This window comes from Nocardia sp. XZ_19_385 (genome assembly GCF_015355755.1).
In the GTDB taxonomy this organism is placed as follows: Bacteria; Actinomycetota; Actinomycetes; order Mycobacteriales; family Mycobacteriaceae; genus Nocardia.
The window spans coordinates 1,482,741-1,497,253 of sequence record NZ_JACVEE010000002.1 but is presented as its reverse complement, the minus strand read 5'-3'; the positions used below and the strand labels follow the sequence as shown (position 1 = coordinate 1,497,253).

Annotated in this window: 11 protein-coding genes; 8 read left to right on the top strand and 3 right to left on the bottom strand. The window is 66.9% G+C overall.

Translation table 11 applies throughout. The annotated features are described in order from the left end of the window. The first annotated feature begins 115 nt into the window (after window positions 1-115). On the top strand, window positions 116-970 hold the full coding sequence (locus IBX22_RS19645) for a hypothetical protein (protein WP_309234692.1): 855 nt from the start codon (window positions 116-118) through the stop codon (window positions 968-970). Between the two features lie 53 nt (window positions 971-1,023). Here the strand turns inward: IBX22_RS19645 and IBX22_RS19640 are convergent, their stop codons facing one another. Then, complete coding sequence (locus IBX22_RS19640; protein WP_228538880.1) at window positions 1,024-1,824, bottom strand: DUF1266 domain-containing protein; 801 nt, start codon at window positions 1,822-1,824, stop codon at window positions 1,024-1,026. Window positions 1,825-2,013: 189 nt separating this feature from the next. Here IBX22_RS19640 and IBX22_RS19635 point away from each other — a divergent pair, with 189 nt between their 5' ends. Beyond that, on the top strand, window positions 2,014-2,271 hold the full coding sequence (locus IBX22_RS19635) for a DUF2277 family protein (RefSeq protein ID WP_194816979.1): 258 nt from the start codon (window positions 2,014-2,016) through the stop codon (window positions 2,269-2,271). Here the strand turns inward: IBX22_RS19635 and IBX22_RS19630 are convergent, their stop codons facing one another. Next, window positions 2,272-3,558 carry a CdaR family transcriptional regulator gene (locus IBX22_RS19630; RefSeq protein WP_194816978.1) on the bottom strand — a complete coding sequence of 429 codons (1,287 nt, stop codon included), beginning with the start codon at window positions 3,556-3,558 and terminating at the stop codon, window positions 2,272-2,274. It abuts the gene before it with no gap. Between the two features lie 151 nt (window positions 3,559-3,709). Here IBX22_RS19630 and IBX22_RS19625 point away from each other — a divergent pair, with 151 nt between their 5' ends. From IBX22_RS19625 to IBX22_RS19615, 3 genes are all read left to right on the top strand, one after another. Beyond that, complete coding sequence (locus tag IBX22_RS19625; RefSeq protein ID WP_194816977.1) at window positions 3,710-5,269, top strand: aldehyde dehydrogenase family protein; 1,560 nt, start codon at window positions 3,710-3,712, stop codon at window positions 5,267-5,269. Continuing rightward, a complete protein-coding gene (locus IBX22_RS19620; RefSeq protein WP_194816976.1) occupies window positions 5,269-6,102 on the top strand; it encodes an SDR family oxidoreductase in 834 nt (277 codons plus the stop codon). The genes IBX22_RS19625 and IBX22_RS19620 overlap by 1 nt, the downstream gene beginning before the upstream one ends. A 370-nt stretch (window positions 6,103-6,472) precedes the next feature. Further along, complete coding sequence (locus tag IBX22_RS19615; RefSeq protein WP_194816975.1) at window positions 6,473-7,351, top strand: LysR substrate-binding domain-containing protein; 879 nt, start codon at window positions 6,473-6,475, stop codon at window positions 7,349-7,351. A 4-nt stretch (window positions 7,352-7,355) separates the two neighbouring features. Here IBX22_RS19615 and IBX22_RS19610 read toward each other — a convergent pair whose 3' ends face one another. Next, window positions 7,356-8,789 carry an amidase family protein gene (locus tag IBX22_RS19610; RefSeq protein WP_228538879.1) on the bottom strand — a complete coding sequence of 478 codons (1,434 nt, stop codon included), beginning with the start codon at window positions 8,787-8,789 and terminating at the stop codon, window positions 7,356-7,358. Between the two features lie 165 nt (window positions 8,790-8,954). Between IBX22_RS19610 and IBX22_RS19605 the strand changes: the two genes are divergently transcribed. From IBX22_RS19605 to IBX22_RS19595, 3 genes are read left to right on the top strand one after another with little or no spacing between them, the layout of a single operon-like run. Continuing rightward, window positions 8,955-11,606: a serine/threonine-protein kinase gene (locus IBX22_RS19605; protein WP_194816974.1), complete on the top strand. Its 2,652-nt coding sequence runs from the start codon at window positions 8,955-8,957 to the stop codon at window positions 11,604-11,606. Further along, entirely contained in the window at window positions 11,603-13,804 is a 2,202-nt protein-coding gene (locus tag IBX22_RS19600; protein ID WP_309234691.1) for a protein kinase, read from the top strand. The genes IBX22_RS19605 and IBX22_RS19600 overlap by 4 nt, the downstream gene beginning before the upstream one ends. Further along, complete coding sequence (locus IBX22_RS19595) at window positions 13,801-14,508, top strand: cyclase family protein (protein ID WP_194816973.1); 708 nt, start codon at window positions 13,801-13,803, stop codon at window positions 14,506-14,508. The genes IBX22_RS19600 and IBX22_RS19595 overlap by 4 nt, the downstream gene beginning before the upstream one ends. Window positions 14,509-14,513: the final 5 nt, after the last annotated feature.

The following is a 14,513-nucleotide window of genomic DNA, read 5'->3' as shown; positions in this document are numbered from 1 at the left end:
TGCCGAACCGAACGCAGGGGGTATGGACATAGTCGAGCTACGGACACCCACAGCGATAGTGCGCCACGGCCGCGGACGTTTGATCGTCTTGAGACCGGGGACCGATGGCGAGCGCGTGCTCGACGTTCCGGTCACCGATCTACTAAAGGTCCGATTGAACCGGCGTGCCGACGACGCGGTCGTCATCGAGATCTACCTGCGGTACCCGACCCCGGTCCTCACCGGCGTCCCCGCCGACCGCACTCCCCTACCAGTTCTGATCGCCGAGCACGATGTGCCGCAGGCGAGCGAGATCGTCGACAAGATCAACGCCCAGATTCTGGCGACTCAGCGCATCGATGTCGCCGCCCCCGATCTGCATCCGCCGGATCCGACCTGGGACAAGAACGGCCCCGTCCGCGCCGACGTGGACCGCGCCGTGCACCGCATGGCTGCCAAGCGCGAAGCCAAGTCCGCCGTCGCCGCGCTGCATCGATTCGTCACCTCCGAGGAATACGTGCTGGAAACCGCGGTGGCCGTGGCCCATCCGCCCGCCGGCAACGGACCGGGTTTGCTGGCCGCCACCACCGAGCGGCTGCTGTTCATCTCCATCGGCAGCGGCACCCGCTACGCGCACGAGCTGCCGATCGCGGCCGTGCTCTGGGCGCACAGCACCGACGGCACCAAGGCCTCCCCCGGCGAGATCGGCACCACCCGCCACGAACCCGCGCTCGAGGTGAACGACGGCAAGATGACGCTGCGCTTCACCGGCACCGACCGTGCCGACACCGAGCGGGTCAGCCTGGCCCTGAACTTCGCGGTCCGCCGCTCCGCCACCGACGGCGCCATGGGTCCGGCGGATCCCAGTGTGTCGCAGCTGTATTCGGAGTGGGAGCTGCTGGTCGAGCGGCATTCGCTGGGCATGGTGGACGACACCCAGTTCCAGCGCTACGGCCGCGGCATCCTGCGCTCACTGCCCGACGGGCTCTGACAGACAAAGAGAAGCGCCGCGCGGATTCCGCGCGGCGCTTCCTTATATCCGGGTCAGGCCGGGTCGTTGAGCTGGACGCGGCGCCAGGGACTGGTCGGGCGAGTCCACAGGCGTAGCAACTCCATTCGGCGGTCGACGCCGCCGTTCTTGAGTTCGGCCAGATCCTCGCAAGCCTGCCAGTACGTCCAGCCGGTCAGGTAGGCATCGCCGAATTGCCGCCAGTTCTTGTATTTGCGCTGTGCGATGGGCAGCGCACGCATCAGATAGGCCCACGCCACATCGGCTTCGAGGTAGCCGGCGGTGAAGGCCATGCGGGCTACCGCCACGACGCGGGCCAGATCCCAGGCGTGGATATCGGTGGGCAGCGGCTTGGACAGGTGGTCGGTGAAGCCGATCTTGATGGCCTGGGACCAGATGTCGTAATCGCGCACCAGCGCCTCGGGATTGTCCATGCCGCGGAACGAACCGACCTGGCGCAGGAAGGCCCGGTGCCGATCGGCGCGCTCGCCGAAGCGATCCCGCTCGCTGGCATTGATGGAGGCCATCACCAGCGGATGCACCAGCGCGTAGAGCGGGCCGTGCATACCGTCGAGCAACTGCTCCATCGACGCCTGCGCCTCGGTGCTGTCGGTGATGCCCCAGGCGCCGGTCAGGGTGTCGATGGCCAGCTCGCGGCGGTCACCGAGCGGGTGTTCGCGCTCCGGGCCGAGCAGCAGCGCATCGTGGAAGGCGTCCCAGCGGGCCGAGTAGAAGCCGCCGAGCGCCAGGGCGCGCAGTTCGTCATCCGATACTGCGGCCCCGGACCAATGGTCTTCTTCCCGCTTGTCGAGCTCTTCGTAGGGGAAGGTTGTCAAGGTTGGTATCCCGCGGGCAGGCATGCCTCCGATTGTTCCCGAAGATTGCTGCCAGAGCTCGTCTTATCGAGAATGCGATCATCGTGTTCGCCGGGCAATCCCCGCCGAGGGCAGGCACCGGCCCGAGTATTTACCCCATCTTGAATTCTGACCCTGCCGGATTCGGGTGCAGAGGGCTAATCTGCACGCATGCGTGAAAACATCACCCTCCTCCGTGGCCTGGAACCTGCCCCGACCGAACAGGAAATCTATGCCGCCGCACTGCAGTACGTGCGGACGGTCGGTGGTGTTTCCGGTTTGAGCAGCACCACCAAGGTGGCTGTCGACAAGGCCGTCGCCGCGATCGCCGCGGCCACCACCCAGTTGCTGGCCGACCTACCCGATACCCGGGTAGCGCCGCCCACCGAACCGCTACGCCGGGTTCCGGCCCGGGACGCCCCGGCCTGATCAGGGCAGCACATCGGGGCCGTACGCGGCCACACAAGCCAGCGCCGTCTCCAGTGCGAGACTGCGCTCTTCGATCGGGTATCCCAGCAGCTCTTCGATCCGCTGGATTCGATAGCGGACCGTATTCTTGTGTACACCAAGCAGTTTCGCCGTAGCCTCGGGGCTGCGGTGGCACTGCAGATAGGCGTGCAGGGTCGCACGCAGGCGCACGGCATTGCCGTCCCGGCCCGCCAGGGCGCGCAATTCCCGGCCGATCAGGCCACGCATCGCCGCATCGTCGGCGCCTGCGAGATAGGCGATTTCGACAGCCCGGTAGGCGTATACGCGGCTGCCCACAGGTCCGCGGTCGGCGACCTGCCGGGCCGCGACCGCCTCCCGATGACTGTCCCGGAAACCTGCCACCTGGGCGGCGGGGACCCCGAACGCCACCCGTACGGGCGCCTCCACCAGCTCGGCCATGCGCGAAAGTTCCCCGGGCTCGGCCAATTTCGCGGCCTGCGCCGCGTCGTCCAGGCCGACCCAGGCCCACATTCCGCTCGCGCCGGACGGCACCGTGAGCACCCGGGCGCTGCCGAGTGCCCCGGCCAGCCGTCCGGCCACCCGGTCCAGTAATCCGATGGCTTCGCCTTCGCCCGCGATTTCCCCGCCGGGCTCGTCGGTCCACAGCACGAAGGCCAAATGCTGGCCGGCCAGCCGGTAGCCGAGCCGGATCGAGGCCTGCTCGGTATCCATCACCGCGCCGGCGGAATCGGCGTCCAGCAGGGCGTGCACGGTCTCGGTGCGCCGGTTCAGCGCGGCCCGGAAGACGCGCTCGCGCTCCTCCATATAGGTGTCGGTGAGCACTTCCACCGAGGTGCCGACCCACCGGGAGGAACGCTCGAACAACCGCATCATCACCGCGCGCTCGACCTCGGGCGGCGCCACCCGCTGATCGATGGCGTCGGTCATGTAGTCGTGGATGGCGTCCTGGCCGACGTGATAGATCCGCAGCAGCAGCCGCAGCTCGAAACCGCGCCGGGCGATGGTGCGCGCGAGGGCGTGCGCCTCCTCCGGGATCGTGAATTCGAAAGTGTCACTGGTCAATCCGGGCAGCATGGCGCGGGCGTGCGCCCGGGTGCTGGCGGTGAGGTCGCGGCGCATATCGCGATCGGCGAGTTCCGGAACGCGCGCGATGATGGCGGAATTGAGCCGGTCGACCAGCTGCTCCAGCGACTCGGTGCGCATCGTCTCGAAGACGTACTCGGTCAGCCATTCGCGGACCACCTCGCTGTTCGGCCCCGGCCGCATTACGCCTCCATTTGTACTCAGAGTACAAAACAGGCCACGGCTGTTGACAGATTGAGCCAAGAACGTCCGGCCGAATTGTGCCACGATCATATACCAGTGAGTTGAAGCACAGTGCTTAGCGGGTTCAGCACAACGCAGTGGGAGAACAAGCGTGACCAATACCGAATCGAAAACCGAAGCCCCCTCCGTCATCGAGGTACACAACCCCGGTACCGGTGAATTGGTGGGCACCGTGCCCGTCCAGTCCGCCGACGAGGTCGCCGCCACGGTGCGCGAGCTGCGGCTGTACCAGCCGGAGTGGGAGGCCATCGGCCCCGACGGCCGTAAGGAGTGGCTGCTCAAGCTGCAGGACTGGCTGATCGACAACACCGAACGCCTGGCCGACGTACTGCAGTCGGAGACCTCCAAGCCGCGCGCGGACGCCCTCATCGATCCGGCCTTCGGCTGCGATCTGATCGGCTACTACGCGCGCCGTGCCGGTGGGTTCCTCACCGACGATCATCCGTCGCCGCACAGCCCGCTGGCCCGGGTCAAGAAACTCACCATCACTTACAAGCCGTACCCGGTGGTCGGCGTGATCACCCCGTGGAACTTCCCGCTGGCCATGCCGATCATGGACGTGATCCCGGCGCTCGCCGCCGGCGCCGCGGTCATCCTGAAGCCGTCCGAGGTGACGCCGCTCTCGGCGCTCGAATTGGCAAGGGGCTGGGCCGAAATCGGCGCGCCGCCGGTCCTCGCGGTGGTCACCGGCGCGGGCGCGACGGGCGCCGCGGTGGTCGGCAACGCCGACTACATCCAGTTCACCGGGTCGACCGCGACCGGCAAGAAGATCGCCGCCGCCTGCGTCGAGCGACTGGTCCCGTACAGCCTGGAGCTGGGCGGTAAGGACCCCGCGATCGTGCTGGCCGACGCCGACATCGATCGGGCCGCGCACGGTATCGCCTTCGGCGGCATGTTCAACGCCGGTCAGGTCTGCATCTCCGTGGAGCGCGTCTACGTCGAGGCCCCGGTCTACGACGAGTTCGTCGCCAAGCTCACCGCGAACGTGAAGGCGCTGCGCCAGGGCATCGATGGCCGCGAAATCGCCCATGACGTAGGCGCTTTGGCCAACGAGAACCAGGTGAGCATCGTGCAGCGGCACGTCGAGGAGGCCGTCGCGGCCGGGGCGAAGGTGCTGACCGGCGGCAAACGCACCGGGCAGGGCACCTTCTTCGAGCCGACCGTGCTGGTCGATGTGGACCACACCATGTCCTGCATCATCGAGGAGACCTTCGGCCCGACCCTGCCGGTGGTCAAGGTGGCCGACGAGGCGGAAGCCGTTCGGCTGGCCAATGATTCGATCTACGGGCTGTCGGCCTCGGTGTGGACCGGCGACAAGGATCGTGGCGAGCGCGTCGCCCGCCAGCTGACCGCGGGCGCGGTCAACATCAACGACGTCTTCTCCAACCTGTTCAGCTACGCGCTGCCGATGGGCGGCTGGGGACAGTCCGGTGTCGGCGCGCGCTGGGGCGGCGCGAACGGGGTACGCAAGTACTGCCGGGCCCAGGCCATCACCAAGCCGATCCTGCCGACCCAGCAGAAGGAACTGTTCTGGTACCCGGCCAAGCCGGCCAATCTGCTGTTCGCGCTCGGCGCGATGCGGGCCGCGGGTGCGCGCGGTCTGCGCCGGATCGATATTCCCGCGCTGCTGAAACTCAAGGGAGACAAGTAATGCCAGACGCCACGAAAATCCGCGGCAAGGTCGTCGTCATCACCGGTGGCGCACGCGGTATCGGACTGGCCACGGCCACCGCGCTGCAGGCGCTGGGCGCGAAGATCGCGATCGGCGACATCGATGAGACCACCGTCAAGGAGTCGGGCGCGGCCCGCGATTTCGACCTGTACGGCAAGCTCGATGTCACCGATCCGGCCTCGTTCGAGGCTTTCCTGGACGAGGTGGAGCACACCGTCGGACCGGTCGACGTGCTGATCAACAACGCGGGCATCATGCCGACGGGCAAGCTGGCCGACGAGCCGGATCAGATCACCCGCCGCATTCTCGACATCAATGTCTACGGCGTGATTCTCGGTTCCAAGCTGGCGCTGAACCGGATGCTGCCGCGGGGCAGCGGGCACATCATCAATATCGCGTCGCTGGCCGGCGAGACCCACATTCCGGGGCTCGCGACATACAACGCCAGTAAGCACGCAGTGCTCGGATTCACCGACACCCTGCGCGAGGAGTATCGGGAGACCGGTGTGCGGTTCTCCTCGGTGCTGCCGACGCTGACCAATACCGAACTCGGCGCGGGCGTTACGGCGCCGAAGCTGCTGCGCCCGGCCGAGCCGGAGGAGATCGCCGACGCCATCGCGGAGCTGATCGTGTCGCCGAAGTCCAAGGTCCGGGTGACCGCGGTGGCGGGAATCATCTCGCAGGTGGTCGGGCTGCTGCCGGAGGCCGTGGGCGACGGCATCGCGCGGGCGCTCGGGGCGAGCCACGCCTTCCTCGAGGATGTCGACGCGGAGCAGCGCAAGGCGTACGAGGACCGCGCGCGCAACGCCTGAGCGGTCGAGTTTCGGGTTCGGCGGTGGCTCATTTGAGCCACCGCCAAACCATTTGTGATGAATCTCACAATGTACCAAGGACACTGATCACCGGTCGCTCATCGATCGTTTTCCAGCCGGTCACTGGGTGTTCGCGGAGCCCCCGAGGCCATTGCGCTGCGACCACATCGCCGCTGGTCACACGTCCAAGAGGCATTTTCCGATCCGCAGGAGACCGGAATGCCAGCGATTCGCGGACGCGATGGTGCATACGACCTGGCAAGGGAATATGCTGTCCCTAACAAACCTGTCGTTTGTTTCGGTACCCGTATCCGAACTTTCTGGCCTGATAAGGCTGGAAATTCAGGACTGATTCTGATAGCAAGGGGCTATGGACCCGCATTTGCGCGACCTGCGGTATTTCGTCGCCGTCGCTGAAGAACTGCACTTCACCAACGCGGCACAACGCCTGCACATCGCTCAACCCACCCTTTCGCGTCAGATTCGTCAGCTGGAACGCCAGCTCGACGTGGTCCTGTTCGACCGCAATCAGCGCAGTGTCGCGCTGACTGTCGCCGGTAAGGAACTGCTCGAAGGCGCCCGCAAGATCCTCGAGCTCTGGGAAGTCACCAACGTCTCCCTGCAGGAAGCGGGCGAGGTGCTGCGCGTCGGCATCCAATCCGCGCTCGGGCGTGGCCTGCTCAACGATCTGGAAAGCGCCAGCGGCCACCGCCTGGCCCTGCACGCCGCATCCTGGACCGACCCGTCCAGCGGACTGTCCGGCCGGCAGGCCGACCTCTCGCTGGTGTGGCTGCCGCTGCCGGATCAGAACCGCTACCGCTGGCAGGTGCTGCGCACCGAACAGCGCTGGGTCCTGCTGCCGGAGAACCACCCGCTCGCCGAACAGGAGAGCATCGCGTTCGCCGATCTGCTGGACGAGCCGTTCGTCGCGCTGCCCTCGGAAGCCGGTGCGGTGCGCGACTTCTGGCTCGGCAACGACGCTCGCAACGGGCGCCAGGCCAAGATCGGCGCCGAAGCGGCCACCACCGAGGACAAGCTGGAGGCGGTCGGCCTCGGGCTCGGCGTCTGCCTGCTCGCGGAGAACAACGTGCCGATGTACCGCTGGCCCGGCCTCACCGCGCGGCCGGTCACCGGGCTCGCCCCGTGCGAGCTCGCGGTGGCCTGGCGCGCCGACGACACCCGCCCGACCATCCTGGAATTCGCCGGACGGGCTGCCGCAGGCGGCTTTTCGGCCACCGCGGGCGAGTAACGCGTCAGTGCACCGTGCGCGCCCAGGGGCGTAGTTCTTCCAGTTGCGCCGACAGGCGCAGCAGGGTGGCTTCGCTACCGGGCGGGCCCGCCAGCTGGGCGGCGACCGGGGTATTCGAGCGCGTGTGCCGGCCCATCGGGATCGAGGCGGCCGGCCAGCCGACCAGGTTCCAGATCGGGGCGAATGGCGAGAAATGGGTGGCGGTCAGCACATTCGCGAGCCAGCCGTGCACACTCCAGGCCCGGGCCTTCGGTGGCGGCGCGGCCAGCGCCGGTGTGATCACGACGTCGTAGCGCTCGAAGAATTCCAGCAAACGCGCCTCGATTCGATCGATCTGCGCGGGGCGCACCAGCCGCAGGCGCAGGACCAGGCGGCCGAGTGCGAGGTGCTGGCGGGTTCGCGGCTGCAGGCGTTCGGGATGAGTGAGTCGCGCGGCCGCCGGCAGTGGGGCGGCCAGCCAGCGCAGGAGCAACGCCAGCAGGGCGCTGCCGTAGGGCAGGGTGGTCAGTTCGACGCGATGTCCGGCGGCCGCGGCCACGGCCGCCGCGGTGCGGGCCGCGGTGGCCCATTGCCGATCGACTCGCAGGAAACGCAACGGTGGATCCACGGCCAGGGCGATGCGTAGTCGTCCGGGTGGATCCACCTCGGCTAGGTTCGGGCGGGCCGCCATCACCGAGAGCATCAGCGCCGCATCGCCGACAGTGGTTGCCAGGACCCCGTTTTCGGACATTCCGGACCAGTCGTCCAGGTTCGGCACGATATGGCGGCCGGGCTTGAAGCCGTAGACGCCGCAGCAGGCGGCGGGGATGCGGACCGAACCGAATCCGTCGGCGCCGTGCGCCACCGGTACCAGTCCGGCGGCCACCGCGGCCGCCGCGCCACCGGAGGCTCCGCCCGCAGTGCGCTTGGGGTTCCACGGGTTTCGGGTGATGTGCCCCGCGCCGTCGGTGGTCGCCCAGAGGCCCAATTCCGAAACCGAGGTCAGGCCGACGATGATCGCGCCGGCCGCGCGTAGTCTCCGGACCACCTGATCGTCGGTCCGCGCCGAGGTCGGATCGACCGCGGCCGACCCCGCCAGTACCGTCTCACCCGCGACCGCGAGGGAATGCTCGATCGCGACGGGCACGCCCGCCATCGGCAGCTCTTCCAGATCGGAGCGGTGCTCCAGGTCGGCGGCCTCGGTCTTGGCCTGCTCGGTGCGGATGACGCTGAAGGCGTTGGTCTTCCGGTTCTGCTCAGCGATCCGCCACAGGGCCGTGTCGACCACCTCGGTCGGGGCCACGGCGGCCTCGTGGACGCCCGCGGCGATCGCCGCAGCGGGGCCGTTGTTGTCAGGGGAAGGGTTTCCGGCGATTACCTCTTCGGAAGCCGAGTTCCCGGCAACCGAGTTGTCCACAATCGCCGTACGCTCGTTGTGCATGTGTTGAATCGCCCCCATCGCTCGTAGTCGAAATCGGGTGATTGCTATAGAGCCGCAAGTTATCATTTCGAATACTGCTCGAGGGACGATGGCGTCGGGTGTGGCGGAGATTTTTCTCCGGCGCATCCCACAGACCGAGAGAGCGGACACTGTGAACATCCGCCGAGTCAGTAGGTCCTGAGAATGAGTGCCGAGCCCGAAAGAAATTCCAGTCCCGACACCGGTTCAGATCCGTTCGCCGGCAGCGCAGGCGCGGTCAGAGCCGACTTCGGCGCGGTGGAAGCCTTCTCCGCCGCATGGGAATCCGCTGCTCGCGCCGTCGCGGCGGGGCAGCCTACACCCGATGTTCCACAGATCGCCGAATACTTACCCGACGCGCAGACGCTGCGCCGCGAAGCCCTGATAGAGCTCATCCGGGTCGATCTGCGGCACCGTTGGCTCCGCCGCCCGGGCGCGTCGGACACCGTTCGACGGCGTAAACGCCTGACCGAATACTGCTCGGAATTCCCGGAACTCGATCAGCACGGCCTGCCCGCCGGATTGGTCTACGAGGAATTCGTCGTGCGCCGGCACAGCGGCGAGCGCGTGGATCCGCGCGATTGCCTGCGCGAATATCCTTCCCAGGCCGGGGAGTTGCGTGAACTGCTCAATTCCGATGACGTGGACCAGAGCACCCGGCGGGCCGCACCGGATGACGAACCGAGTCTCGAGACACGCGCCGCGCCGAACGGGAACATTTCGGCCGCAACGCTGGATGAGACGCAGGCGACGCCGCTGGAGGACACCCGCACCGCGGCCTACGAGGGCACCCAGGCCATGGCTCCGGACGGCACCGCCGCGGTCGCACCGGACTTCAGCAGCACCGCCTTCGACGAGCCGACCGGGGCCGACCCGGATGCCGTCGACCCGCTCGACCGGATCGAAATCGGTCAGCAGATCGATGATTTCGACCTGCTGACCGGGCTGGGCAGCGGCGCTTTCGCCCGTGTGTTCCTGGCGCGGCAGCGGTCGCTGCAGCGGCTGGTCGCGGTGAAGATCTCCGCCGATCACGGCACCGAACCGCAGACGCTGGCCCAGCTCGACCACGACTACATCGTGCGCGTCTTCGACCAGCGCCTGCTCGATTCGGGTGGCGCCCGCGACGGCCGGTCCCGTCGGCTTCGCCTGCTGTACATGCAGTTCCTGCCCGGCGGCACGCTGCTGGGCGTACTGCGCTGGGTGCGCGCCACCCCGCCCGCCGAGCGCAGCGGGCGGCTGCTGCTGGACGCGGTCGACGCCGCTATGGAGGAGAAAGGTGAGATCCGGCCCACGGATTCGAGTGTGCGGGCCGAAATCGCCGCGCTCTCCTGGCCGGAAACGGTCGCTTGGCTGGGGCGCAGGCTGGCCGAGGCGCTGCACTACGCCTCCGAGCACGGTGTGCTGCACCGCGACGTGAAGCCGGCCAACGTGCTACTCACCGCCGAGGGAGTTCCGAAACTGGCTGATTTCAATATCAGTTTCAGCCGCAACGTGGAGGGGACGAGCCCGGTCGCGTACTTCGGCGGGTCGCTGGCCTACATGTCGCCGGAACAGCTCGAGGCCTGCCACCCGGGCAAGGGCCGCTCGGCAGCGGACCTGGACACCCGAGCCGACATCTACTCGCTCGGCGTCGTGCTGTGGGAACTGCTGACCGGCGCGAAACCCTTCGACGACGTCACCGCGGGCGCGAACGCGCACGGTGACGACACAACGCTCGAAGCCATGCTGGAACGTCGCAGCTCCGGCGTGGAAGCGGCTGCGCTGCAAAGGGTTCCGTCCGACTGTCCGGCCGCGCTGTGCCGAGTTCTGCTGACCTGCCTGGAACCCGAGCGGGACAAGCGCTGGTCCAGCGGAGAGGTGCTGGCCAAACAATTCGACCTGTGCCTGGACGCTCGCGCGCGGGAACTGGTCGACCCGAAGGCCGGCAGCTGGCGGCTGCGGTTGCGGCCGTGGATCATGCCGGTGCTGCTGGCGTCGATCGGGCTGCCGAATGTGCTTGCGTCGCTGTACAACATCCAGCACAACCAGACCTTGATCGTAGAAAGGATGACCGAGGAGGCGCAGCGGACATTCCTGATAGTCACCGGCGCGGTGAACTCGATCTTCTTTCCGCTCGGCTTTCTCCTGGTGGTGTACCTGTCACGATTCATACTGACGGTGCCGCGCGGGTTGCGGCACGGAAAGCACTACGACCCGGAAACCTTGCGCCGGGCCAGGGCTGACGCGCTCCTGCTCGGCGAACGCGCTGTGGCCATACCGTTTTGTCTATGGGTGATCTCCGGCATCACTTTCCCGTTAGCGCTGCAACTGGCGACCGGTGAGATCACCGGACGATCGGTAGTCCATTTCCTGGCCTCGATCGTGGTGTGCGGCGCTATCGCCGCGTCGTATCCGTTCTTCCTCGCGACGTTCTATATCGTCCGGTGTGTGTATCCGGTGTTCTTGCGGCACGGCGAGATCAGCGCTGACGACGCGGTCTGGCTGCGTGGGCTGGACCGGCGCTGCAACGGATATCTGGCTGTCGCCGCGTCGGTACCGCTGCTGGCGGTGGCCGGGGTGACGTTCCTGCCACCCGCTGACATCCCCATGGTGATCGTCGCGGTGCGCGTGCTTTGTGCGGGCGGGATCATCGCGTTCGTCGGGTCCTACCTGCTGTTCCGGGAGTTGGAGGCGGATCTGCAGGCGCTGGAGCGGGTGGTCGCGCCGACGCTCACCGAGGACGCGGTACCGGTCAAAACCGTTGGCCTGGGGCCACTTCGACCGGTTCCGACCGAACCGACGGAGGCGGCGACCACGGTGGCGGAGCCGCCCCGGTGACCGTGCGCCTGGCCGACAGCATCGCCCGGTTCTCGGCCGACTGGCGGCAGGCGCTGTCCGGTGGCCGCAACGACCCGCCGGAGCTCGGGGCTTACGTTCCCGACGAGTCGGAGGCCCGCCTCGCGGTGCTCTCCGATTTGGTGCGCATCGATATCCGGCACCGCTGGGAGCGCCCCGGGCTCGGTAAGCGAATCAACGAGTACAGCAACGAGTTTCCCGAGGTCGAAGACAGCCCCGAGTTCGTGGATCTGCTGCGCGAGGAATTCGTGGCGCGACGCCGGAGCGAGGCGCTGCAGGTCGAGGACTTTCTGGCCGAGTACCCCGAACTGGCCGACCGGGTGCGCGAGCACCTGGCCGCCACCGGCGCGGATCGGATGGACGCCAACGTCTTACGGATCGATCGAGCGCTGCCGGATATCGCGCCGGGCCAGCGGATCGATGACTTCGATCTACTGACCGAGCTCGGGATCCCGCGGGGACACCACTCCGCATCGAGCCGGGTCTTCCTGGCCCGGCAGCGATCCATGCAACGGCTTGTCGCCGTCAGGATTTCGACCGGCGGGCGCAATGAGCCACACACCATGGCCCGTCTGGATCATCCACACATTGTGCGGGTGTTCGACCACCGGATAGTGGCCTTCGGTGGAGACGCCGAGTTCGGTCGCCTGGTGTACATGCAATACCTGCCCGGCGGTACCGCGACGGAAGTACTCGAACAACGCAGGAACAGTTCGGGACCCACCGGCGGACGACTGCTGCTGCGTGCGATCGATGCGGCGATGGAATCAAAAGGTGAGATCCGGCCTGCGGATTCACGGGTTCGGGCTGAGATCGCCGAACTCAGCTGGCCGGAAACGGTGGCGTGGGTGGGTCGGCGACTGGCAGACGCGCTCGACTATGCCGATCGGCGCGGGGTGCGACATCAGGCGATCAAACCCTCGAATGTGCTCTTCACCTCCGAGGGAGTACCGAAACTGGCAGACATCGCGCATACGGATTCCGCGGGCGGTTCCGATTTTTCGCCCAGGTCTGGGGTCTATTGCTCACCTGAGGAGCTGGCGCGCCAGCTCGATTCGGAGGCCCCCGAGCCGGACACACGCAGCGATATCTACTCGCTCGGACTCCTGCTCTGGGAATTGCTCACCGGCACCCTGCCTTTCGAAGACGATGCCAGGACAGCGGTGGCTCTCGACCACCGCCGCGAGGGCGTGCCGTCCACTGCGCTGGAACGGCTCCCCGCCGACTGCCCGGCCGCACTACGCCGCGTACTCCTGACCTGCTTGGAACCGGATACGGATCGGCGCTGGAGCAGCGGGGCGGTGCTGGCCCAGCAGTTCGATCTCTGCTTGGACGCACATGCCCGGGATTTGGTGGATCCACCGCGACGCAGCGTGCGGCGACATATGCGCCACTGGCGGGTCCTGGTGATCGCCCTGGCCATCGCCGTACCGAATGCCCTTGCTTCGCTGTACAACATAGAGCACAACCGAAAATTGATTACCGCACAGATGACGCCGGAGGCGCACGACCGTATCGACTTCGTCACCGCGGTGGCGAACATCATCGACTTCAGCCTTGGCGCGGTGCTGCTGTTCTATTTCGGACGGCGCCTGATCCTGGTCCCGCACGGGCTGCGCGCGGGGACCCACTATTCGCCGGAAACGCTGCACCGCACACGAACGGACTCGATCCTGCTCGGCGACCGCGCGGTACTGATCATCTTCTCCATGTGGCTGGTCTCAGGGATTTCTTTCCCGATCGGGATGGCGGACGTCGACGTTCACATCTCTGCCTACGCTTATGTGCACTACTTCGTCTCCCACGCCATCTGCGGCGCGATAGCGCTGGTGTACCCCTTCTTGCTGATGAACTTCTACATCATTCGATGCATTTACCCAATGTTCCTGAGCCACGGGGAAATCAGCGCGCGTGATGCCGTCCTCCTGCATCGACTGCGGCGGCGCTGCGGTGCCTGGATGCTCGGTGCGGCGGCCATTCCGCTGCTCTCCGTGGCCGGCGCCACCCTCCTGGTACCGGCAGATCTCGCCGAAATCATTGTGGTGCTGCGGTTCCTGGCGATTGGCAGCCTCGTGGCCTTCCTCGGCGTCTATGTTCTGTTCATGGCACTGGAGAAGGATCTGCGGGCACTGGGGCGGGTGCTGGCTCCCGAAGCCGCGGCTGGACAGGTGAATCCGTGAACCCGCCGTTCGGGCGGCCGGTCAGCCTGTCGCATGTGCATGATCCGTCGACCACTCCCCTGTTTCCGGGGGATCCGGAGTTCCGCATCGATATCGCGGCCACCATCGCCAACGATGGTTACTACCTGCGGTATGTGCAGCAGGGTGAGCACACCGGAACCCATTGGGGCGCACCGATTCACTTCCATGCCGACGGGCTGGCCGCCGATCAACTCGAGCTTGCCGATCTGATGTTGCCCGCGGTGAAGATCGATGTGCGTGAACAGTGCAAGGCGAACCGCGATTACGCGATCACTGTGGCCGACCTGAAGCAGTGGGAATCGCGGCACGGGCGGATTCCGGGTGGGTCGGCGATCATCGCGTGGACCGGATGGGATGCGTTCTGGGGGACGCCGGAATTCATCGGGGAAGGCGAATCTGCCTACCATCAGCCGGGTTTCGCGGTGGAGACCGCGGAGTGGTTGTTGCGGACCGGGCGATTGGGTCGCCGGGGCGCGCTCGGCATCGATACCTTCGGACCGGATCTGGGCACGGACGACACCTACACCGTTTCCAAGTTGCTCTATCAGGACCACCGGATCAGCTTGGAGTGTCTGGCCAACCTGGCCGAGCTACCCGCGACGGGTGCCTGGATCCTCGTCGGCGGTGCGCTCTATCGCGGTGGGTCCGGTTCCCCTGCAACGATATTCGCGTTTCTCACCTGAGCGCC

Bases quoted from the DNA above. Each gene is read 5' to 3' on its own strand.
- IBX22_RS19605 (WP_194816974.1), top strand. From the start codon at position 8,955: ATGAGTGCCGAGCCCGAAAGAAATTCCAGTCCCGACACCGGTTCAGAT.
- IBX22_RS19615 (WP_194816975.1), top strand. From the start codon at position 6,473: ATGGACCCGCATTTGCGCGACCTGCGGTATTTCGTCGCCGTCGCTGAA.
- IBX22_RS19635 (WP_194816979.1), top strand. From the start codon at position 2,014: ATGCGTGAAAACATCACCCTCCTCCGTGGCCTGGAACCTGCCCCGACC.
- IBX22_RS19630 (WP_194816978.1), bottom strand. From the start codon at position 3,558: ATGCGGCCGGGGCCGAACAGCGAGGTGGTCCGCGAATGGCTGACCGAG.
- IBX22_RS19620 (WP_194816976.1), top strand. From the start codon at position 5,269: ATGCCAGACGCCACGAAAATCCGCGGCAAGGTCGTCGTCATCACCGGT.
- IBX22_RS19610 (WP_228538879.1), bottom strand. From the start codon at position 8,789: ATGGGGGCGATTCAACACATGCACAACGAGCGTACGGCGATTGTGGAC.